Annotated in this window: 18 protein-coding genes; 9 read left to right on the forward strand and 9 right to left on the reverse strand. The window is 56.8% G+C overall.

Features of this window, described 5'->3' with window-relative positions:
* Positions 1–70 precede the first annotated feature (70 nt).
* The 4 genes from lldD to AC2CGP_RS08035 all read right to left on the reverse strand — a co-directional run bounded on the left by lldD (position 71) and on the right by AC2CGP_RS08035 (position 4,343).
* Positions 71–1,255, reverse strand: coding sequence for an FMN-dependent L-lactate dehydrogenase LldD (gene lldD / locus AC2CGP_RS08020; RefSeq protein ID WP_047077363.1), 1,185 nt, complete (start codon positions 1,253–1,255; stop codon positions 71–73).
* The gene (gene lldR / locus AC2CGP_RS08025) at positions 1,255–2,028 is read right to left on the reverse strand and encodes a transcriptional regulator LldR (RefSeq protein WP_015369184.1); all 774 of its coding nucleotides are present in this window, start codon (positions 2,026–2,028) and stop codon (positions 1,255–1,257) included. The genes lldD and lldR overlap by 1 nt, the downstream gene beginning before the upstream one ends.
* Positions 2,025–3,680 (reverse strand): L-lactate permease, encoded by a 1,656-nt coding sequence (gene lldP / locus AC2CGP_RS08030; protein WP_015369185.1) that lies wholly within the window; start codon positions 3,678–3,680, stop codon positions 2,025–2,027. Before lldP ends, lldR begins: the two co-directional genes overlap by 4 nt.
* A gap of 300 nt (positions 3,681–3,980) precedes the next feature.
* Entirely contained in the window at positions 3,981–4,343 is a 363-nt protein-coding gene (locus tag AC2CGP_RS08035) for a YibL family ribosome-associated protein (RefSeq protein WP_015369186.1), read from the reverse strand.
* 275 nt (positions 4,344–4,618) lie between these two features.
* Between AC2CGP_RS08035 and AC2CGP_RS08040 the strand changes: the two genes are divergently transcribed.
* Positions 4,619–4,843, forward strand: a complete 225-nt coding sequence (locus AC2CGP_RS08040) for a hypothetical protein (RefSeq protein WP_015369187.1) — start codon at positions 4,619–4,621, stop codon at positions 4,841–4,843.
* Here AC2CGP_RS08040 and mtlR read toward each other — a convergent pair.
* The 3 genes from mtlR to mtlA all read right to left on the reverse strand — a co-directional run bounded on the left by mtlR (position 4,832) and on the right by mtlA (position 8,588).
* The gene (gene mtlR, locus AC2CGP_RS08045) at positions 4,832–5,428 is read right to left on the reverse strand and encodes a mannitol operon repressor MtlR (RefSeq protein WP_020077694.1); all 597 of its coding nucleotides are present in this window, start codon (positions 5,426–5,428) and stop codon (positions 4,832–4,834) included. The two genes, AC2CGP_RS08040 and mtlR, sit on opposite strands and share 12 nt — an antisense overlap.
* A complete protein-coding gene (gene mtlD, locus AC2CGP_RS08050) occupies positions 5,428–6,576 on the reverse strand; it encodes a mannitol-1-phosphate 5-dehydrogenase (RefSeq protein ID WP_015703789.1) in 1,149 nt (382 codons plus the stop codon). Before mtlD ends, mtlR begins: the two co-directional genes overlap by 1 nt.
* A 101-nt stretch (positions 6,577–6,677) precedes the next feature.
* Positions 6,678–8,588 carry a PTS mannitol transporter subunit IICBA gene (gene mtlA / locus AC2CGP_RS08055; RefSeq protein WP_015369190.1) on the reverse strand — a complete coding sequence of 637 codons (1,911 nt, stop codon included), beginning with the start codon at positions 8,586–8,588 and terminating at the stop codon, positions 6,678–6,680.
* Between the two features lie 538 nt (positions 8,589–9,126).
* Between mtlA and AC2CGP_RS08060 the strand changes: the two genes are divergently transcribed.
* The 7 genes from AC2CGP_RS08060 (at position 9,127) to AC2CGP_RS08090 (ending at position 16,661) form a co-directional block, all read left to right on the forward strand.
* Complete coding sequence (locus AC2CGP_RS08060; protein ID WP_015369192.1) at positions 9,127–9,492, forward strand: DUF3302 domain-containing protein; 366 nt, start codon at positions 9,127–9,129, stop codon at positions 9,490–9,492.
* Positions 9,493–9,494: 2 nt separating this feature from the next.
* Positions 9,495–10,631 carry an HlyD family secretion protein gene (locus AC2CGP_RS08065; protein ID WP_087867842.1) on the forward strand — a complete coding sequence of 379 codons (1,137 nt, stop codon included), beginning with the start codon at positions 9,495–9,497 and terminating at the stop codon, positions 10,629–10,631.
* Positions 10,632–10,722: 91 nt separating this feature from the next.
* Complete coding sequence (locus AC2CGP_RS08070; protein ID WP_020077697.1) at positions 10,723–11,331, forward strand: glutathione S-transferase; 609 nt, start codon at positions 10,723–10,725, stop codon at positions 11,329–11,331.
* Between the two features lie 105 nt (positions 11,332–11,436).
* Positions 11,437–12,825: an L-seryl-tRNA(Sec) selenium transferase gene (selA, locus tag AC2CGP_RS08075; protein WP_213759473.1), complete on the forward strand. Its 1,389-nt coding sequence runs from the start codon at positions 11,437–11,439 to the stop codon at positions 12,823–12,825.
* A complete protein-coding gene (gene selB, locus AC2CGP_RS08080; protein ID WP_213759472.1) occupies positions 12,822–14,681 on the forward strand; it encodes a selenocysteine-specific translation elongation factor in 1,860 nt (619 codons plus the stop codon). Before selA ends, selB begins: the two co-directional genes overlap by 4 nt.
* A 169-nt stretch (positions 14,682–14,850) precedes the next feature.
* A complete protein-coding gene (gene yiaY / locus AC2CGP_RS08085) occupies positions 14,851–16,002 on the forward strand; it encodes an L-threonine dehydrogenase (protein ID WP_015369197.1) in 1,152 nt (383 codons plus the stop codon).
* Positions 16,003–16,172: 170 nt separating this feature from the next.
* The gene (locus tag AC2CGP_RS08090; RefSeq protein WP_032709382.1) at positions 16,173–16,661 is read left to right on the forward strand and encodes a 4Fe-4S dicluster domain-containing protein; all 489 of its coding nucleotides are present in this window, start codon (positions 16,173–16,175) and stop codon (positions 16,659–16,661) included.
* A gap of 37 nt (positions 16,662–16,698) precedes the next feature.
* Here the strand turns inward: AC2CGP_RS08090 and avtA are convergent, their stop codons facing one another.
* Positions 16,699–17,955, reverse strand: a complete 1,257-nt coding sequence (gene avtA, locus AC2CGP_RS08095) for a valine--pyruvate transaminase (RefSeq protein WP_048231425.1) — start codon at positions 17,953–17,955, stop codon at positions 16,699–16,701.
* A gap of 172 nt (positions 17,956–18,127) precedes the next feature.
* A complete protein-coding gene (locus AC2CGP_RS08100; protein WP_063410253.1) occupies positions 18,128–20,158 on the reverse strand; it encodes an alpha-amylase in 2,031 nt (676 codons plus the stop codon).
* Positions 20,159–20,473: 315 nt separating this feature from the next.
* Between AC2CGP_RS08100 and AC2CGP_RS08105 the strand changes: the two genes are divergently transcribed.
* Positions 20,474–21,301, forward strand: a complete 828-nt coding sequence (locus AC2CGP_RS08105) for a protein bax (protein WP_020077703.1) — start codon at positions 20,474–20,476, stop codon at positions 21,299–21,301.
* Positions 21,302–21,307 lie beyond the last annotated feature (6 nt).

Below are 21,307 nucleotides of genomic sequence, written 5' to 3' on the forward strand. Positions count from 1 at the left end.
AAAACCGATTCCAGCCGGACGGGCCCCTCACCCTGAGGGAGAGGGGCGGCGTAAGGGAAAACGCGGGGAATTACGCGGCGTTGCCCGGCTTGAGCGCATCGAAGGTCTGCAGCGCTTCGGCATTCTGCACCAGCGAATCGCGGCTGATTTCGCTAATGGATTTCGCCCCGGTCAGCGTCATCGCCACTTTCATCTCTTTCTCGATAAGGTTGAGCAGATTCGCCACCCCCTGCTTGCCGTGGGTCGCCAGCGCGTACAGATACGCGCGGCCCAGCAGCACGCTGTCGGCACCAAGGGCGATCATCCGCACCACGTCGAGACCGTTGCGGATGCCGCTGTCGGCGAGAATAGTGATGTCGCCTTTAACCGCATCGGCAATGGCGGGCAGGGCGCGGGCGGAAGAGAGCACGCCGTCAAGCTGGCGGCCGCCGTGGTTGGAGACGACAATGCCGTCAGCGCCGAAGCGTACCGCATCGCGGGCGTCCTCCGGGTCGAGGATCCCTTTGATCACCATTGGGCCGTCCCAGAAGTCGCGGATCCACTCCAGGTCTTTCCATGAAATCGACGGATCGAAATTATTCGCCAGCCAGCCGATGTAATCCTCAAGCCCGGTCGGTTTGCCGAGGTAGGCGGAGATATTGCCCAGGTCGTGCGGGCGGCCGTTGAGACCGACGTCCCATGCCCACTGCGGATGAGTGACGGCCTGCCAGTAGCGGCGCATGGCGGCGTTTGGGCCGCTCATGCCAGAATGGGCGTCGCGATAGCGCGCGCCGGGGGTCGGCATATCCACGGTAAAGACCAGCGTGGAGCAGCCTGCGGCTTTGGCGCGCTCCAGCGCATTGCGCATAAATCCGCGATCGCGCAGGACATACAGCTGGAACCACATCGGGCGTTTGATGGTCGGGGCGACCTCTTCAATCGGGCAAACGGAAACGGTAGAGAGGGTAAACGGGATGCCTTTGTCGTCCGCCGCGCCCGCTGCCTGCACTTCGCCGCGGCGCGCGTACATGCCGCACAGCCCGACCGGCGCCAGCGCCGTTGGCATCGCCAGCTTTTCGTTGAATAACGTGGTCTCCAGGCTCAGATCCGACATATTGCGCAGAATGCGCTGGCGTAGCGCCACGTCGGAGAGGTCTTCAACGTTGCGGCGCAGGGTATGTTCGGCGTAGGCGCCGCCGTCGATATAGTGGAACAGAAATGGTGGCAGGATACGCTGTGCGGCGGCGCGATAGTCGCTGGCGGCGGAAATAATCATCACGAGTTCTCCCTGGAATTTTCATTGTGGTCACCGGGCAGGCGGGTAATACGCGCCTGGCGGGCCTGGTCTTCATCAAAACGTTTAATGGTGGCGTGGACAAAACCGAGGTGGGCCATCATCGCCTGGCGGGCGCCTTCCGCGTCGCCAGCGAAGATCGCTTCCATTACCGCCTGATGTTGTTCGGTCAGACGCGCGAACACCGGCGGCACCAGATACATGCGCTGGCGGCTCTGCTTCACCGAGGATTGCAGAAGCTCGAAGAAACCGCGCATGGTTTGCAGCAGCACCACATTATGTGAGGCTTCAGCGATCGCCAGGTGGAAGCGAACATCCGCCTGTGAGGCGAGATCCGGGTCATCGCTGAGGGTGGCTTCAAAACAGAGGCGGATTTTTTCTTTCTCGGCGTCGGTGGCCCGCATCGCCGCATGCCAGGCGGTGCTGGCTTCAATAGCGTGGCGGGCTTCGAGAATATCAAAACTGTAGTCGGGGTCGTCGGCGAGCAGCGTTTTCAGCGGCTGGACGATGTTTTGCTCCGACCAGGGCTCGTGCTGCCAGCGCACGAAGGTGCCGCCGCCGCGACGGCTAAGCAGCACCCCTTCGTTGACCAGCATCGCCAGCGCTTCACGCAGCGAATTGCGTGAAACACCGAGCTGGACGGCAAGCTGGCGCTCGGCGGGCAAACGCATGCCCGCCTCCAGCTGTTGTTCTTCTATCAGCGCCCGGACGCGATTTGCGACGTCGTCAGCCAGGCGTTTTGGCATCACTTTCACGGAATCATCCAGGTTAAGACATAAGCCTGCAGGGTGGTAATCAGGCCCACCATGCAGGTGAATATCAGGCTGTGCTTGACGGTAAAGCGGAACAGGTCCGACTCTTTACCCACCAGACCTACCGCGGCGCAGGCAATGGCGATCGACTGTGGCGAAATCATCTTGCCTGTCACCCCACCGGTGGTATTCGCGGCGACCAGCAGAATATCGGAGACGCCGATTTGCTGGGCTGCCGTCGCCTGCAGCGCGGCGAATAGCGCGTTAGACGAGGTATCCGAACCGGTCAGGAAAACCCCCAGCCAGCCGAGGAACGGCGAGAAGAAGGTAAACGCGTGGCCGGTATGCGCCAGCGCCAACGCCAGCGTCGATGACAGCCCGGAGTAGTTCGAGATAAAGGCGAACGCCAGCACCATGCCGATGGAGTAAATCGGCAGCGCCAGCTCTTTCAGCGTCCCGGCGAAGGTGGTCAGCGCATCCTTTGGCTTCATACGCAGCCAGACGATAGACAGTATAGCGGCGAACAGGATGGCGGTGCCGGTCGCCGACAGCCAGTCGAATTTATACACCGCGGCATACGGCGTCGCGGCGCTCACCACCGGCGGCATACGGGCGACCATTTTGTCGAGGAACGGTACCGGGATGTTAACCACGAAGTCATACATCGCCCCGCCCGGCGCAAACAGCGCTTTAAACGGCGGTACGCTCCACAGGGTGACGGTGGCGGTGAGGAACAGGAACGGCGACCAGGCGCGAATGACCTGACCGGCGGTGTAATGCGTGCGCGCCAGCGTTTGATCAACCTGCGCGGCGCCCATATCGCCAAAGCGGAAGATACGTACCGGCTGCCAGCGCTTGAGGAACAGCGTCAGGCATACCAGCGACACCAGCGAAGAGATGATGTCCGGCAGTTCCGGGCCGAGGAAGTTAGAGCTGAGGTACTGCGCGATAGCGAACGAGCCGCCTGCGACCATCACCGCAGGCCACGTCTCTTTCACCCCGCGCCAGCCGTCCATAATCGCCATGATCCAGAACAGCACGATAATGGTCAGGAACGGTAGCTGGCGGCCAACCATCTGGCCGATAGCGAAGCTATCGATGCCGGTCACCTGGCCGGCGACCAGAATCGGGATCCCCATGGCGCCGAAGGCCACCGGCGCGGTGTTAACAATCAGGCACAGCCCGGCGGCGTATAGCGGATTGAAGCCGAGCCCGACCAGCAGCGCGGCGGTGATCGCCACCGGCGCGCCGAAACCGGCGGCCCCTTCGAGGAAGGCGCCGAAGGAGAAGCCGACAATCAGCATCTGCAGGCGCTGGTCCGGTGTAATCGAAAGAATCGACGAGCGGATAATGTCGAACTGCCCGGTCTTCACCGAGATTTTATAGACGAAGACCGCGGCGATGATAATCCACGCGATAGGCCACAGGCCGTAGAAGAAGCCGTATACCACCGACGATAAGGCGCGGTCGACCGGCATTTTATAGAACAGCAGGGCGACAAGCAGCGCGATGGCTACGGTCCAGGTGGCGGCGATATAGCCTTTAAGCTTGAGCTTAATCAGGGCGAAAAAGAAAAACAGAATCGGCAGTGAGGCGATAAGGCTCGATAGCCAGATATTACCAGCCGGATCGTAATTTTGTTGCCAGAGGTTCATGCAGGTCTCCATCGGGCCACATCCAATGCATCAGGTTGGGTCTGCGCCCATTGCCGATCACACTGTTTGTAAAATTGGCCCAGCCAAATTGCGATTGTAGGGTTAACGACAATTGATGGTTAATCAAATGTTATGGCATAGCAACGTGTTTGTGATGCAAGGTGATGGATATGTGAACCGATTGACGGTTTAAGAAATAATTGGTTGGGCCAATTTGGTGGGGAAGAGGAAATTGGCTGTGAGTTCACGGCCCGGTAGGGCTACCGGGCAATAGACGATGACCTCACAGCGGGCAAAAGATTAAAACTCGCTCTTCGCGAAGCCGGTCATCTCTTTGAGGCCCATTTCGCGGCCCAGCGCGGTCATCGGATGGACGACAACCAGTCCGCGCACGCTTTTCTTCAGCTTGCCCATATCGGCCTGCTCTTTTTTGGTGATGGCGCGACGGTGCGGCATGCTCATCAGTTTCTGCGCTTCTTTGCTCAGCTTCTGCGACTGAACGGAACGCAGGCGTTCGATTTCCGTTTCCAGGGTCGCCTTTTCTTTTTCCAGCTCCGCGTATTTATCGGCGGCTTCGACCAGCGACAGGTCGGCCTGCTGGTGGCGGATGGCGTCGAGACGGTCGCTCAAACGCTTGATTTCATTCTTTTCGACTTCTTTCATGGTAATTTTATCTGTGAATAAAAGGGCTTCGACGTTACATAGTATGGGCCGGGCGGGCCTTTGTTGATAGTTTTTTATCGAAATACTCGTGGCTTCGCTGCCGTAAGCATGAGACCTGATACATTATAACTATCTGAATAGTAGCGATATTGTAATTTTAATTAAGCTGTTTATCATTTTTGTGAAGCCTGACGACCATTCAGCACGTTTTCCTCAACTTGCTCCCTTTTTTTCGCCAATCCTTAATAAGATCCCCCTGAACAGAGGAGAGCGTGATGGCGAAAATCGGCGACGGCGTACCACGTATCATCGATAAAACGGTAGATTTCATGGCCTCGAGCCAGGCGTTTATGGAATATCTGAAAAAATGCCCGCGTTTACAGCGGATACCGCGCGATATTCCTGAGGATAAAAAAGCGCTATTTCTGAGTCGTCTGGAGTATTACCGGCAGCTGTACCGGCCGACGTGCGACCAGCAAGAAGCGGAGTCAGAGCGTTGATTTCTGGAAGGCTTTTTTTAAGCTGATTCGGGAAATCAGCTCAGTCAGAGACAACACCATCGTAGAACGTACCATCTGCTGGTAGCGCAGTTTCTGCATTGCCAGCAGTTCCTTATCGCTCTCATCAAACAGCGGCGTTGGCGGAAGCGCGGCGACGCAGTGCAGCTCGCCTAACGGCCCGAGAATTTCATCGTCGGTGAAAGCGTACTCATTTCCGTCATGATTGAGCTCTTCACGCAAGGCCATCAATAGCTCGGCATCTTCGTATTCGGCGCGGCTTATCACCCCAAGGCCGTAGATAAGCTTCAGGCGTACGGAAAGATCGCCCAGCGGCCCACTGCCGTCCAGCAATGGTTCCACTGCGTATTTCACCGCGTAATCGTCTTTGCGGAATACCTGAAGTACCAGAATATTGACTGCCTCCGTCAGGAGTTCGACGGCGGCTATCAGGAAACTTCTTACGGTCTTACCAGCATTTAAACGCTCAAGTACGCGGTTTTCAAATGCCTGTGTTTCTTCCATTATTGCCTGCATATCTGACAGGAGTGGTATTGGGCGCGGCATCGGCCGCGCCAGGTTGTACATCATTTTACCGCGTTGTAGTCGTTAACGGCTTCCGCCACTACAGCGCTTGCCGCATCCAGACCGGAAATCTGCGCCAGCGCGGCCTGTGGCCCTTTTTCGGCAATCAGCGCCGCCAGTTCCTGAGCCTGCGGATCGTCTTCGCTGCGGAAATGCATGGCCGCGGCAATCCCTTTTACCAGGTTCCGGTGCGGCAGGCCGTATTCCAGCGTGCCAAGCAGCGGCTTGATCAAACGATCGCCCGCGCTCAATTTACGCAGCGGCTGGCGGCCGACGCGCTCCACATCATCTTTCAGATACGGGTTCTCAAAGCGACCGAGGATCTTCTGGATATAAGCCGCGTGTTTCTGCGCATCAAAGCTGTAGCGTTTAATCAGCACCGCGCCGCTCTCTTCCATTGCGCCTTTCACGACGGCGCGAATGTGCTCATCGAGAATCGCGTCGCGAATCGTTTGATGGCCCGCCAGTTTCCCGAGGTAGGCGGTTATAGCATGCCCGGTGTTTAAGGTGAATAGCTTACGCTCGACAAATGCCATCAGGTTATCGGTTAATTCCATTCCTGGGATGTTCGGCAGCTCGCCCTTAAACTGGGTTTTATCCACAATCCATTCGCTGAAGGTTTCAACGGTGACTTCCAGCGGATCGTGGGTGGCGGAAGCCGACGGCGGAACGATGCGGTCTACGGCGGAGTCGACGAAGCCGATATGTGCTTCAACCCACGCTTTGTCCTCTTCCGCCAGCGCGTTAAATACATGGCCTTTCAGCTGGCTGGTGCCGCGTACCATGTTTTCGCAGGCGATGATATTCAGCGGGCGTTCAATACCCTGCGCTTTACGTTTCACCAGGCCTTTGGCGATGGCAGGGGCGATACGCTCCAGAACGACGGGGCCGACCGCGGTGGTCACCAGGTCGACATCGGCGATCAGATCCACCACCTCATCGCCAATGCTGCTGACGGCATTCACGCCGGAGACGGTATCAACCTGTTCGTTTTCACCCACCACGTGGACCTGATAGCTATGACGGGCATTCAGGGCATCAAGGACCACCTGATTAACATCGGCGAACGTAAGGGAGATACCGGCGTCAGCCAGCAGTTTGCCAATGAAGCCACGTCCGATATTACCTGCGCCAAAATGTAATGCTTTCATAGTATTAACCTTCAATTAATGTTTTTACCTGAGAGGGCTGGGGTGAGGCTTTTCCCTCACCCCAACCCTCTCCCAAAGGGAGAGGGTATGGAGCGTTGTGGTTATTTATTCAGCAACGACAGGACTTCTTCGACGCTGGTGGTTTTCGCCAGCCGCTCAATCACGGTTTCATCATCCAGCGCGTTAGTCAGGCTGGTGATAACGTGAATGTGTTCGTTGTTGCGGGCGGCGATACCGATGACCAGACGCGCGACTTCATCTTCTTCTTCGCCGAAGCGCACGCCTTCCGGATACTGGCAGAAGACGACGCCGGTTTTCAGTACCCGGTCTTTCGCTTCAATGGTACCGTGCGGTACCGCGATAGATTCGCCAAGATAGGTTGAGGTCAGCTTCTCGCGGTCGAGCATCGCCTGCACGTATTCCGGCTCAACGTATCCGCCTTTCACTAGTTGTTCACCGGCGAAGCGAATGGCCTCTTCTTTGGTCGCCGCTTTGCGCCCGAGGAAGATGTTATCCGCACCCAGCTGGAACAGGTTTTTGTCAGTATTATCAAAGCTGTCTTTCAGGCTATCGGTGACTTTCACTTCGTTGTCGATGTGGCGCTGCGCCGCTACCAGACGCTCGGTCAGGCTGGTATACAGGCCGCTGTCGAGGAAGTTGGTCAGCGAAATATGCTGTGCCTGCGGTACCTGGCGCATGGCGCGCTCGGTCAGGTCGCGGTGGGTGATCACCAGGTCGACATCCGGCGGCAGGTTGTTAATCGCGCTGTTGGTGACAGAGATATTGCTCAGTCCGGCATCCTGGACTTTCTTACGCAGTACCCCGGCGCCCATGGCGCTGGAACCCATACCGGCGTCGCAGGCAACGATGATTTTACGCACGTGGCTAAGGTCGTTAGCCACGTCGCCCGCCGCCAGCGGCGTCGCCGCGCCTTTGGACTCGGCTTTCATGTCGTGCATGCGACGGGTTGCGGCTTCGATATCGTCTTCTTCTTTCACTTTGCTGGTTTTCAGCAGAATGGCGGAGACAATAAAGGAGACCGCCATCGCCGCAATAATGGCCGCGATGTTAGCGAAGTAGGCGCCTTTTGGCGTCATCGCCAGTACCGCCAGAATGGAACCCGGGGAAGCCGGGGAGACCAGGCCGCCGTTGAGGATAGTCAGGGTGAAGACACCGGTCATACCGCCGAGGATAACGGCCAGAATCAGACGCGGGTTCATCAGCACGTACGGGAAGTAAATTTCGTGGATACCGCCCAGGAAGTGGATGATTGCCGCACCGCCCGCAGACTGCTTCGCGCTGCCGCGGCCAAAGAACATGTACGCCAGCAGAACGCCCATCCCCGGACCCGGGTTAGCTTCAATCAGGAAGAAGATGGATTTGCCAAGCTCATGGGACTGCTGAATACCCAGCGGCGAGAAGATACCGTGGTTAATCGCGTTATTGAGGAACAGGATTTTCGCCGGTTCAACAAAGATAGACGCCAGCGGCAGCATGTCGTGCGCCACCATGAAGTTAACGCCAGCCGCCAGCAGTTTTGACAGCACTTCAACCGCCGGGCCGATGCCGAGGAACGCCAGAATGGCAAGGATCATCCCGATGATGCCGGCGGAGAAGTTATTCACCAGCATTTCGAAACCGGATTTGATTTTACCGTCTACCCAGGCGTCAAATTTCTTAATGCAGTAGCCACCGAGCGGGCCGGCGATCATTGAGCCGAGGAACATCGGCATATCCGCGCCGACGATAACGCCCATGGTGGTGATAGCGCCGACGACGCCGCCGCGTTCACCGCCAACCAACTTACCGCCGGTATAACCGATCAGTAGCGGCAGCAGGTAGGTGATCATCGGGCCGACCAGCTTCGCCAGCGTCTCGTTCGGCAACCACCCTGTTGGGATAAATAACGCGGTGATAATCCCCCACGCGATAAACGCGCCGATATTCGGCATCACCATATTGCTGAGGAAACGACCAAAGCTTTGCACCTTGATCTTGATATCGGATGACATAAAACACCCCTTCTTCTGTTTTGCTTATCGCGCAGGCTGAACGCCCGAGGTTTGTTGTTAATGTGGCGGCAGAGGTAGCCGGACCCTGATTGATAGTGCGAAATCTGGCACTGAATCGTTAAGCTGTCCAGCGAGCGGCTTTTTATGTGATTTTGATCACATAAATATAGGTGTCTGGTGCTTATATGTAGTGATCATCATCACAAAAATGATGTGTAAAAAAACAACAACAGGCCATGAAAGCTCCTGAATCGCATATTTATGTGATATTCATCACATTATAACTTTGCGATTTTGTTATTTGTTTGTGATGAGCATCACAAAATATTTTGCGCTCAATTCCGCCAGGTGTGATCTGCCGCAGGTTCTGCTTTCCCCAGCGGCCAACGATGTAACTTTGCAACCCGCCTGCGCGAAGAACATTTTTTGCCGCTGATGGCGGAAATGAAAACGGTGAATTATGCTCAAATTGTCAGCCAGCCGCCGCTTCGTCGGCGCTCACAATTCCAATAATCTATTAGCGTGAATCGAGGAAATTATGTTTCTCAATTATTTTGCGCTGGGCGTTCTAATCTTCGTTTTCCTGGTTATTTTTTACGGGATTATTATTTTGCACGATATTCCGTACCTGATCGCGAAGAAACGTAATCATCCGCACTCCGATGCGATTCACGTCGCGGGGTGGGTCAGCCTGTTTACGCTGCACGTAATATGGCCATTTTTATGGATCTGGGCCACTCTCTATCAGCCGGCGCGCGGCTGGGGAATGCAGCATAAGCCGAATGAAGCAGGGACTGATGGCGCTGACAGCGAGCTGGCGCAACTCAATCAGCGTATCGCTGAACTCGAACATAAAATCGCGCATCTGCAGCCGACAGCGCCGCCATCCTCAACGGAGAAATAATCATGGACCTGTTGATCATTTTGACGTACGTGGCCATTGCGTGGTCGGTATTTAAAATATTCCGTATTCCGGTAAATAAATGGACGGTCCCGACCGCGGCCCTGGGCGGCGTATTTATTGTTAGCGCGCTTATTTTATTAATGAACTATAACCACCCTTATACTTTTACTGCGCAGAAAGCGGTTATTTCCATTCCTATTACGCCGCAGGTTACCGGCATTGTTAGCAGCGTGACCGATAAAGCCAACCAGCGGGTGAAAAAGGGCGAGGTACTATTTACTATCGACCCGGCGCGCTACCAGGCGCGTGTCGACAGGCTGCAGGCCGATCTGGTCACCGCTCTGCACAGTATCAATACCCTGAAAGCCCAACTGCAGGAAGCGCAGGCTAATACTGTGCGCGTCTCCGCCGAGCGCGACCGGCTGTATAAAGATTATCAGCGCTATTTGAAAGGCAGCCAGGCGCGGGTCAACCCATTTTCGGAAAGCGATATCGATAATGCGCGGCAAAACTATCTTGCCCAGGATGCGTTGGTGAAAGCCTCGGTTGCCGAGCAGGCGCAGATTCAGAGCCAACTGGATAGCACGCTGAATGGCGAACAGTCGCAGGTGATGAGCCTGCGCGCGCAGTTGGCGGAAGCGAAATATAACCTCGATCAGACCATCGTCCGGGCGCCGAGCGATGGCTACATTACCCAGGTGCTGATTCGCCCGGGAACCTACGCCGCGTCGCTGCCGCTGCGCCCGGTGATGGTCTTTATTCCGCAACAGAAACGGCTAATTGTCGCCCAGTTCCGCCAGAACTCGTTGCTCAGGCTGGAGGCCGGCGATGATGCCGAAGCGGTGTTTAACGCCCTGCCAGGCCAAGTATTCCACGGTAAACTGGTCAACGTATTGCCGGTGGTACCGGGTGGGACTTATCAGGCGCAGGGTTCGCTGCAGTCGCTGAGCGTCACGCCGGGTAGCGATGGCGTGCTGGCGACAATTGAACTGGATCCCGATGCGCAGGTCGATGCGCTGCCCGACGGCATCTACGCCCAGGTGGCGGTCTATTCCGACCATTTCACCCACGTGTCGGTGATGAGAAAAGTGCTGCTGCGCATGACCAGTTGGATGCACTACCTCTATCTCGATCATTAATGCGATCGGCGGCAGGTTGAGACAACGTCGCGCCTGCCATTTGCCTGCGCCTGAACCATACTGATCTTTTCGTTGGCGAAAGGAGCAGGCAATGAAACTGATCGGCAGCTATACCAGTCCTTTTGTACGCAAAATTTCCGTTATCTTGCTGGAAAAGGCGATCCCCTTCGAGTTTGTGAACGAATTCCCCTATAACGACGTCAACGGTGTGGCGCAGTACAACCCGCTGGGAAAAGTCCCGGCGTTGCTGACCGATGACGGCGCGTGCTGGTTTGATTCGCCCATTATCGCGCAATATCTGGAACTGCTAAACGTCGCGCCGGCGATGCTGCCCACGGAACCTCTGGCGGCGCTGAAGATGCGCCAACTGGAAGCCTTGTCTGACGGCATCATGGAGGCGGCGATCGCGCTGGTGCGGGAAAAAGCGCGTCCGGCGGCCCAGCAGTCAGAAACCGAACTGCTCCGCCAGCGGGAAAAAATCGCTCGCGGCCTTGATATGTTGGAAGGGTACGCCGCCGACGGTACCTTGCGTCACGGTGAGCTGAATCTGGCGACCATTACTGCCGCCTGCGCTATTGCTTATCTGAATTTTCGTCGCGTGGCGCCCGGCTGGTGCGCGACGCGGCCAAAACTGGTCAAACTGGTCGAGACGTTGTTTCAGCGATCCAGTTTTGCCCGTACCGAACCGCCAGGGAGTTGACCCAGGCAGGTAACAGTTTCCTCGCGCAGGCGTTACAATCGCCACTCATTGTTGACTCCCTCTCCCGTCGGGAGGGGGGAAAATAACTTATCGTCAGGTTCACTCATGTCTATCGATACTCGCGCGCTTTATACCCGGCTTCCGGCCATTGACCGTTTACTTCGCGATCCCGCTTTTGCTTTACTGCTCGATCGCCATGGCCATTCGCAAATCGTGGCGCTTCTGCGCCAGATGTTGGATGAGGCGCGGGAACATATCCGCCAGGCGCAGGCATTGCCAGAGTGGTGCGACGACTGGCCGCAGGAGACCGCCAGCCGGCTGAACCATAGTCAGCAGAGCGCGCTGCGTCCGGTATTCAACCTGACGGGCACCGTGCTGCATACCAATCTGGGGCGCGCTATCCAGGCGGAAGCCGCGGTGCAGGCGGTGGCGCAGGCGATGCGCGCGCCGGTCACGCTGGAATACGATCTCGACGATGCCGGGCGCGGTCATCGCGACCGGGCGCTGGCCGATCTGCTGTGCCGGATCACCGGCGCGGAAGATGCCTGTATCGTCAATAACAACGCGGCGGCGGTGCTGCTGATGCTGGCGGCGACGGCCAGCGGGAAAGAAGTGGTGGTCTCGCGCGGCGAACTGGTCGAGATCGGCGGCGCATTTCGCATCCCCGACGTCATGCGCCAGGCCGGTTGTTTGCTGCATGAAGTGGGCACCACTAACCGCAGCCACGCCAAAGATTATTGTCAGGCTATCAATGAGCAGACTGCGCTGCTGATGAAAGTGCATACCAGCAACTACAGCATTGAAGGCTTTACCAAAGCGGTTGATGAGGCGGAGCTGGCGGAAATTGGCCGCGAACATGGCGTGCCGGTGGTGGCCGATCTCGGCAGCGGCTCGCTGGTGGATTTGAGCCAGTACGGTTTGCCGAAAGAACCGATGCCGCAGGAATTGATTGCGGCGGGCGTGAACCTGGTGAGCTTTTCCGGCGATAAGCTGCTCGGCGGACCGCAGGCGGGGATTATCGTCGGCGATCGGGCGCTGATCGCGAAGTTACAGAGTCATCCGCTTAAGCGCGCGCTGCGGGCGGATAAAATGACGCTGGCGGCGCTGGAGGCGACTCTGCGGCTGTATCTGCATCCGGAAGCGCTGGCCGACGAGCTGCCGACGCTGCGCCTGCTAACCCGCTGCGCCGAGGATATCCGCCAGCAGGGCGAGCGCATTCAGCCTGGGCTGGCGGCGCACTATAGCGATTTTGACGTGCGCGTCGAAGCGTGTTTATCGCAAATCGGCAGCGGTTCGTTGCCGGTCGACCGACTGCCCAGCGCCGCGTTAACCTTTACGCCGCGCGATGGTCGCGGCAGCCAGCTGGAAGCGCTGGCCGCCCGCTGGCGCGCCTTGCCGATACCGACGATCGGCAGAATTTATGATGGCCGCTTATGGCTGGATCTGCGCTGTCTTGAAGATGAACCCCGGTTTATGGAGATGTTATTGAGATGATTATTGCCACCGCCGGACATGTGGACCACGGCAAAACCACGCTGCTGCAGGCGATTACCGGCGTCAACGCCGATCGTCTGCCGGAAGAGAAATCACGCGGTATGACTATCGATCTCGGCTACGCCTATTGGCCGCAGCCTGATGGCCGGGTGTTGGGTTTTATCGATGTGCCGGGGCATGAAAAGTTTTTGTCCAACATGTTGGCCGGCGTGGGCGGGATCGATCACGCGCTGCTGGTGGTGGCCTGCGATGACGGCGTGATGGCGCAAACCCGCGAGCACCTGGCAATTCTGCAGTTAACGGGAAAACCGACGTTAACCGTTGCGTTGACCAAAACGGACCGCGTGGACGCGGCGCGGGTTGCCGAAGTCCGGGCACAGGTGGAATCCACGCTGAGCGAGCTGGGGTTCGACGACGTGGCTTTCTTCGCCACCGCGGCGACGGAAAACCTCGGCATTGCCGAACTGCGCAGCCATTTGCTCCAGCTGACCGAGCGCGCGCATCCGCAACAGCAGCGTTTTCGTCTGGCGCTGGATCGCGCCTTTACCGTTAAGGGTGCGGGGCTGGTGGTGACCGGGACGGCGTTATCCGGCGAGGTAAAAATCGGCGATACCCTCTGGCTGACCGGTGCCAATAAATCCATGCGCGTCCGCGGGCTGCATGCGCAGAATCAGCCGGTTGAACAGGCGCAGGCCGGGCAGCGTATCGCGCTGAACATCGTTGGCGACGCGCAAAAAGAGGATCTCAGCCGCGGCGACTGGCTGCTCTCGGTGCAGCCCGCAGAACCTTGCGAGCGGGCGATCGTCGAGCTCACCTGTCACGCGCCGCTCAGCCAGTGGCAGTCGCTGCATATCCACCATGCCGCCAGTCATATCACCGGCCGCGTTTCGTTACTGGAAGGCAATCTGGCCGAGCTGGTGCTGGATACGCCGCTGTGGCTGGCGGATAACGATCGCCTGGTGTTGCGCGATATCTCCGCTCGCTTGACGCTGGCCGGCGCGCGGGTGGTGACGCTGAATCCGCCGCGCCGCGGTAAACGCAAGCCGGAGTATCTGCAATGGCTTTACGCGCTGGCGGCAGCGCAGGGCGACGATGCGCAGGCGTTGGATATTCATTTGCAGCGCGATGCGGTGCGTCTTGACGATTTTGCCTGGGCGCGGCAACTGAGCGCCGACGGCCTGACGGCATTAATTAACCGTCCGGACTACCTGCAGGCCGGGAATAGCCTGCTTAGCGCGCCGCTGGCCGCCCGCTGGCAGAAAAAACTGCTCGACGCGCTGGCCCGTTATCACGACCAGCATCGCGATGAGCCGGGGCCGGGGCGTGAACGTCTGCGGCGGATTGCGCTGCCGATGGAAGATGAAGCGCTGGTGCTGTTATTGATTGAACAGATGCGCAGCAGCGGCGTCATTCAAAGCCATCACGGCTGGCTGCACCTGCCGGAACATAAAGCCGGGTTTACCGATGAGCAGCAGGCCATCTGGCAGCGTGCGGAATCGCTCTTCGCCGATGAGCCATGGTGGGTGCGCGATCTGGCGCGCGATCTGAACGTCGAAGAGTCGTTGATGCGCGCGGTGCTGCGCCAGGCGGCGCAGCAGGGGATGATTACGGCGATCGTGAAAGATCGTTATTATCGCAACGATCGGATTGTTGAATTTGCGCAATTGATCCGCCGCCTGGATCTGCAGCGTGGTTCCACCTGCGCGGCGGATTTTCGCGATACGCTGAATATTGGCCGTAAACTGGCGATTCAAATTCTCGAATATTTCGACCGCATTGGCTTTACCCGCCGTCGGGGCAATGATCATCTACTTCGCGATGCGCTGTTATTCCCTGAAAATAAAAACGGCGAATAATCACGCAAATGAAAAATTAAGCCGGTAATGTTTAACAGTACGTTAAAAATGAAAATATTAACGTACTGTTTTTAATCAAATTTCTTGCCAGAAATGGCGTTCAGGTCATGTTTTTTATTTCGACATCCTCGTACCCTTCCATGATATTCACCTAAATGAAGGAATCATCATGGCTGCATCGACTTTTTATATTCCGCCAGTAAACGTTATTGGCGCTGGTTCTGTTACTGAAGCGATGAATACTATCCAGCAATACGGATATCGTCGGGCATTAATTGTCACCGACGCGATGCTGAATAAATTAGGTATGGCGGGTGAAGTACAAAAGGCGTTACAGGAGCGGGATATTTTCAGCGTGGTGTATGACGGCGTGCACCCGAACCCGACGACTCTGAACGTCGAAAGCGGTCTGGCGCTGCTGAAAGAGAATAACTGCGACTGCGTGATTTCCCTGGGTGGCGGTTCCCCGCACGATTGCGCGAAAGGTATCGCGCTGGTCGCGGCAAATGGCGGCAACATCCGTGACTATGAAGGGGTGGACCGTTCGGCAAAACCGCAATTGCCGATGATCGCTATCAATACCACCGCCGGTACGGCTTCCGAAATGACCCGCTTCTGCATCATTACCGATGTCGATCGCCACATCAAAATGGCGATTGTCGATAAGCACGTGACGCCGGTTCTGTCGGTTAACGACTCCTCGCTGATGATGGGGATGCCGAAATCGCTGACCGCCGCCACCGGTATGGACGCGCTGACTCACGCTATCGAAGCCTATGTTTCTATCGCGGCGACGCCGATCACCGATGCCTGCGCGTTGAAAGCGATGACCATGATTTCGCAGAATTTAACTCACGCAGTGGAAGATGGCGGCAATGAACAGGCGCGTGAAGCGATGGCCTATGCGCAGTTCCTTGCCGGTATGGCCTTCAACAACGCGTCGCTGGGCTACGTCCACGCAATGGCGCACCAGCTGGGCGGCTTCTACGATCTGCCGCACGGCGTCTGCAACGCCGTACTGCTGCCGTTTGTGCAGGAGTACAACTGCAGCGTCGCCGCCGCGCGTCTGCGTGACTGCGCGCAGGCAATGGGCGTGAACGTTGCCGGGCTGAACGATAAGCAGGGCGCGGAAGCCTGCATCGCGGCCATCCGCGAGCTGGCGCGTAAAGTCGGCATCCCGGCCGGTCTGCGCGATCTGAACGTTAAAGAAGAGGATATCCCGCTGCTGGCCAGCAACGCGCTGAAAGATGCCTGCGGTTTAACCAATCCGATTCAGGCGACTCACGAAGAAATCATGGCGATTTTCCGCGCCGCGATGTAATCCTAAAAACTCCCCGGCGGCGATACGCCGCCGGGTGAAGCGCCATTCCCCCCGGTTTTACCCAAATTTGATGTCGCATTTGCCTAAAACGTTGCTGATTCCATTCAGGATCAAAGCGCGTAGCGGGGCTTTTCTGGCACGCTGCGTTTTTATCCCGAATGGAGTTGAGGATGAACCGGTTTATTATCGCCGATGCGCAAAAGTGTATCGGCTGCCGAACCTGCGAGGTGGCCTGCGTGGTGTCGCATCAGCAGGATCAAGATTGTTCTACCGTTTCTGCAAGACGCTTTGCGCCGCGGATTCGGGTGGTTAAGAGCGATGAACTATCAACGGCGACGCTGTGCCGTCAGTGCGAGGATGCGCCCTGCGCGAACGTCTGCCCGGAAGGGGCAATACGCCATGAAGGCGACGTCTGGCGAGTCGAGCAACGGCTGTGCATTGGTTGTAAAAGCTGTATGGTGGCGTGCCCTTATGGGGCGATGACGGTGATGTTGACTGACGAAGGCGTGCAGGCGCTGAAGTGCGACCTGTGCGCGCACCGGCAAACGGGGCCGGCGTGCGTAGCGGCCTGCCCGACTCAGGCGCTGCGCTGTATTGAGCCCGCCGAGCTGGAAAGATTAAGCGCCGAGCGCCGCCGTTGGGCGGCGCAGGCAATGTAATCGGATGTTCCCGGTCAGTCATGGCCGGGAAACACCATCAGGCGTCCTGCTCCTGCCAGGCGCGCTCAATCTCTTCGGCAAGAATTTTCACTCCCGCCTCGATTTTCTCCGGATCCGGCACATAGTTCATGCGCATGCACTGATGCGTATGCGGCCACGGCTTGTCCAGCCCCGGGAAGAAGTAATCGCCCGGCACCATCAGCACGCCGCGTTGTTTCAGGCGCTGATACAGCAGCTCGGTAGAGATCGGCAGATCCTTAAACCACAGCCAGAGGAAAATCGCCCCTTCCGGTTTATGAATCAGGCAGCGTTCTTCCGGCAAATAGCGGCGAATGGTAGCGATAGTTTCCTGAACACGCTGATAATAGAACGGTTTAATCACCCTCTCCGATAGCCGCAGCAGGTCCTTACGCTTGATCATTTCGCACATCATTGCCGGACCAATGCCGCCCGGAGCGAGGCTGATAATGCCGTTCATATTGCTGATGGCGGTAATGATTTTCTCGTTGGCGATGATAATGCCGCAGCGCGTGCCCGGCAGGCCGAGCTTGGATAAGCTCATGCACAGCACGATGTTCGGATTCCACAGCGGGCGCGCTTCGCTAAAAATAATACCCGGGAAAGGCACGCCATAGGCGTTATCAATAACCAGCGGCACGCCGTGCTGATTGGCGAGGGCATCCAGCTTAATAAGCTCTTCGTCGGTAATGACGTTGCCGGTCGGGTTGGTTGGCCGGGAGACGCAGATCATCCCCGTCTCTTCGGTGATCTGCAGATGTTCGAAGTCCACGTGATACTTAAACTGGCCTTCCGGCAGCAGCTCAATGTTGGGACGGGTGGCGACAAACAGATCCTCTTCCAGCCCGGAATCGGCGTAGCCGATATATTCTGGCGTCAGCGGGAACAGCACCTTGCGGGTGGTGCCGTCGGCACGGCGGCCGGCAAACAGGTTAAATAAGTAGAAAAACGCGCTCTGGCTGCCATTTGTTAGAGCAATATTCTGTGGTTCGATCTCCCAACCTAATTCTTCGCGCAGCATTTGCGCAAGCAGGGTCAGAAGCTCGCTTTTCCCTTGCGGACCATCATAATTGCAAAGCGCATCAAGGGCTTTGCCGTTATCCAGCATATCGGCCAGCAGGCTATTGAAGTATTCATTCATCTCCGGGATTTGCGCGGGGTTGCCGCCGCCCAGCATGATCGCGCCCGGTGTGCGCAGGCCGTCATTGAGGTCTTCCATCAGGCGGGTGATGCCTGAATGACGGGTGAATTTGTCGCCGAAAAGTGAAAATGTCATCGCGGATATTCTGTTGGTCTTCTGGAAAGGGAATTACCATAACGCCAGCGTCAACGCGGTGCAAATCGGCACAGGGAGGAGCGATTTAATTTTTGTTCTGCTAATAGGGTGAATTTTAGTAATTTGTGCTGAAAAGGCTCCCGCCAGCGGCAAGGAGCCCGGTAAGCGACTGCTATTGCTGTCCGGCCCAGACAACCATCACTTTATCAGCGCTGCTTTCACGCACGAAACCATAGCCCTGCTCTAGCGTCAGCGTCTGTTGTTTACCCATACCAATGGCCGGATGGCGGGCGCGGAATTGGGCGATTTTTTGCCAGTGCGCGACATTATCGGATGCGCTGCCGGCAACATCCTGCCAGTTCATATCGGAGCGGGTACCCTGCAGCGGGTCGGAGCCCGTGGGGCCGAACGGGCGCGAAGATTCATCGCCATAGAAGAGTTGCACGGCGCCTGGCGCGAGTAATAACAGTTCCGCCGCCCGGCTGCCGCCTTCGCGGAACAGGCGGGTATCGTGCGAGGAGAGATAGCTCAGCACGTTGAAACCCTGCAGCTTGTCCGCCATCTGCTGCCAAGTGGCGTCCATGTCTGCCAGACAGTCCACCGCTTTCGCCGCTTGATCCTGATAATCGAAATTAATCATCGCGTCGAAGCCGTGGCGATAGTAGTCGCTTTGCATTACGCCGTGACCCCAGGCCTCGCCGGTCATCCAGAATGGCGCATCATCCAGCGCTTTCTGCGGATTCGCTTTTTTCCAGTCTGCCAGCGCGGCCGTGGCCTGCGTTTTGAGCTGCTGCCAGGCGTCCGGTTCGACGTGTTTCGCGGTATCGACGCGGAAACCGTCAATCCCGTAGTCGCGTACCCATTGGCTAAGCCAGTGGGTCAGATAGTCCCGCGGCGTGTAGCCGGCTATCTCTTTGGCGGCGGTATCTGGCTTGTGACGATAGAAATTTGGCAGGCCAGAAGGGATCGTCGATTCGGTTTTCAGGTCCGGCAGGAACGCCAGCGACATGGTGAAATCGTCGAAACCCGGATTGTCGTAGTCGCCGATATCGGTGCGGATCCATTTTTTCCCCCACCATTGTTCCCAGCCTGCTTTATCGCTGAAGTTGATGTAATCATTGAAGCTGTGCCAGCTTTGCCCCGACGCCGGTTTCCAATCGGTCCAGCGCTCGCCAAGCGTTTTTTTCAGTTCATCGCCTTTCAGATACAGCGAGCCGAAGTGAAATTCCTGCATATCGGCGAGCGTGGCGTAACCGGCGTGATTCATGACGATATCAAACAGCACGCGTATACCGCGCCGATGGGCCTCATCAACCAGTTGTCGAAGGTCTGCTTCGTCGCCCATGTTGGCGTCAAGACGGGTCCAGTCCTGGGTGTAGTAACCGTGATAGGCGTAGTGGGGAAAGTCGCCTTTGGTGCCGCCGCCGACCCAGCCGTGAATTTGCTCCAGCGGTGAACTTATCCATAGCGCGTTGACGCCAAGCTGTTGAAGATAATCCAGCTTGCTGGTCAGCCCTTGTAAATCGCCGCCGTGGAAGGTGCCTATCTCCTGCATACCGTCTTTATGGCGCCCGTAGCTGTTGTCGTTGGCCGGATTGCCGTTGACGAAGCGATCGGTCAGGACAAAATAGATCGTGGCGTTGTGCCAGTTAAACGGCGCGCTGGCGGCGCTATTCGCTTGTTCAAGCAGCAGGAGCCCATTACTACCAGCGGCGGGCCGCAGCGTGATTTTGCCCGCTTTCACCGTGGCGATATTACCGCTATAAAAATCGCGGACCTGGCTTCCTTCAGCGAACGTTTGGCCGACGTCGAGCGTCAGCGGTTTACCATCCCATTTGGGACACTGGCGCAGCAGCGGCTGCGTACTGGTAGTGTGCTGTTCCGCCAGCGACAGCATCAGCGTTGGCGTACCGGAGCGGGTATCGACTTCCAGCGTATAGCGCCCGTCACGGAACACGCGCCACTGCGGCGGCGTATCCCGGCAGGGTTCCAGCGACAGCATCTGATTGAGTTTTATCGCCCCCGCAGGCTGCCAGCACTGTTGGTCAAAACTTATCCGCAAAGGGCGGGTACCCTTCGTCACCTCATTTTGCGTCGTGAAACGGCCTGCATCCTGTTCAGTGAAGGCGGGGAAGTCAGCGGTTGTCCAGGCGGCAAAGGCCATCCCGGGCAGCAGTAGCGAGGCAAGCGCAGCGAGTTTCATGCTGGAGTCCTGTTAGTGGTTTTTATCACAGTGTGTCTGCGCGCCATAAGGTTGAAATCATCCCGCCGGTAATTTTGCGGGGAGGATGAAAAGGGGTGAGTGATTTAGCTCAAAAAATGAGCTATAAATGAGACGGAGATAGCATTTCTGCGCATTCGCGACGGTGCAGAAACCGATTTCAGGTGACAGCAATTCGGAATTGGACTATTTCTCTTGATGCTCTCTCTGGGTATTTTTGATACTATTCGCGATTCAACTATCGATTTTTTGCGAAAAACAAGGTGTTGGAATGAGTAAATCCGACCAGGAGACCTAATGATATCGATTCCCATGCGACGATATGGGGCTGCGATACTCATGTTACTTACCTGTATATTTTCAGGTAGTGTGTTGGCGACAACGCACACAGCAACAAAGAGTCATAAAGCCTCAGTAGTTAAGAAAGTAAAGAAGCCCAGTAGTATCAAGGTTAGCAGTAAACAAGAGTATTCTCGCAATAGTGTAAAGAGCAGTTCACTTCCTGATTTGCGAAAATACCCTTCCGGGACACCAAGGAAAAAAGCGTTTCTCCGGACGGTTATGCCTTACATTACAAAGCAAAATCAAGCGATCACGGCAGATCGTAACTGGCTTGTCTCTAAGCAATACGACGGCCGTTGGTCGCCGAGCGAGCAGGCGCGTCTGAAAGATATCGCCTCACGTTATAAAGTGAAGTGGTCTGGTAATACTCGCCGTATACCATGGAACTCGTTGCTTGAGCGCGTCGACATTATTCCAAACAGCATGGTGGCGACCATGGCGGCGGCGGAAAGCGGTTGGGGCACCTCGAAGCTGGCGCGCGTGAACAACAACCTGTTTGGTATGAAGTGCGGCGGCGGCAATTGTCGCGGTGCGATGAAAGGCTACTCCCAGTTTGAATCGGTCGAGCAGTCGGTTCAGGCTTACGTGAGAAACCTTAACACGCATCCGGCTTATTCATCCTTCCGTAAGTCTCGCGCACAGCTGCGTAAGACGGACCAGGAAGTGACTGCCAGCGCGATGATCCACAAGTTGAAGGGGTACTCGACGAAAGGGTCGAGCTATAACAACTATCTCTTCGCTATGTATCAGGACAATCAGCGCTTAATTGCCGCTCATATGTAATCATCA

This window comes from Klebsiella sp. SYXHC3 (assembly GCF_057196925.1).

Excerpts from the sequence above, each read along its gene's own strand:
- lldP (WP_015369185.1), bottom strand. The coding sequence starts at position 3,680 with ATGAACCTCTGGCAACAAAATTACGATCCGGCTGGTAATATCTGGCTA.
- yiaY (WP_015369197.1), top strand. The coding sequence starts at position 14,851 with ATGGCTGCATCGACTTTTTATATTCCGCCAGTAAACGTTATTGGCGCT.
- avtA (WP_048231425.1), bottom strand. The coding sequence starts at position 17,955 with ATGACATTTTCACTTTTCGGCGACAAATTCACCCGTCATTCAGGCATC.
- AC2CGP_RS08060 (WP_015369192.1), top strand. The coding sequence starts at position 9,127 with ATGTTTCTCAATTATTTTGCGCTGGGCGTTCTAATCTTCGTTTTCCTG.
- mtlD (WP_015703789.1), bottom strand. The coding sequence starts at position 6,576 with ATGAAAGCATTACATTTTGGCGCAGGTAATATCGGACGTGGCTTCATT.
- AC2CGP_RS08105 (WP_020077703.1), top strand. The coding sequence starts at position 20,474 with ATGATATCGATTCCCATGCGACGATATGGGGCTGCGATACTCATGTTA.
- selA (WP_213759473.1), top strand. The coding sequence starts at position 11,437 with ATGTCTATCGATACTCGCGCGCTTTATACCCGGCTTCCGGCCATTGAC.
- lldD (WP_047077363.1), bottom strand. The coding sequence starts at position 1,255 with ATGATTATTTCCGCCGCCAGCGACTATCGCGCCGCCGCACAGCGTATC.
- mtlR (WP_020077694.1), bottom strand. The coding sequence starts at position 5,428 with ATGTACAACCTGGCGCGGCCGATGCCGCGCCCAATACCACTCCTGTCA.
- AC2CGP_RS08040 (WP_015369187.1), top strand. The coding sequence starts at position 4,619 with ATGGCGAAAATCGGCGACGGCGTACCACGTATCATCGATAAAACGGTA.
- AC2CGP_RS08035 (WP_015369186.1), bottom strand. The coding sequence starts at position 4,343 with ATGAAAGAAGTCGAAAAGAATGAAATCAAGCGTTTGAGCGACCGTCTC.
- AC2CGP_RS08070 (WP_020077697.1), top strand. The coding sequence starts at position 10,723 with ATGAAACTGATCGGCAGCTATACCAGTCCTTTTGTACGCAAAATTTCC.
- AC2CGP_RS08065 (WP_087867842.1), top strand. The coding sequence starts at position 9,495 with ATGGACCTGTTGATCATTTTGACGTACGTGGCCATTGCGTGGTCGGTA.
- AC2CGP_RS08090 (WP_032709382.1), top strand. The coding sequence starts at position 16,173 with ATGAACCGGTTTATTATCGCCGATGCGCAAAAGTGTATCGGCTGCCGA.
- selB (WP_213759472.1), top strand. The coding sequence starts at position 12,822 with ATGATTATTGCCACCGCCGGACATGTGGACCACGGCAAAACCACGCTG.
- mtlA (WP_015369190.1), bottom strand. The coding sequence starts at position 8,588 with ATGTCATCCGATATCAAGATCAAGGTGCAAAGCTTTGGTCGTTTCCTC.
- AC2CGP_RS08100 (WP_063410253.1), bottom strand. The coding sequence starts at position 20,158 with ATGAAACTCGCTGCGCTTGCCTCGCTACTGCTGCCCGGGATGGCCTTT.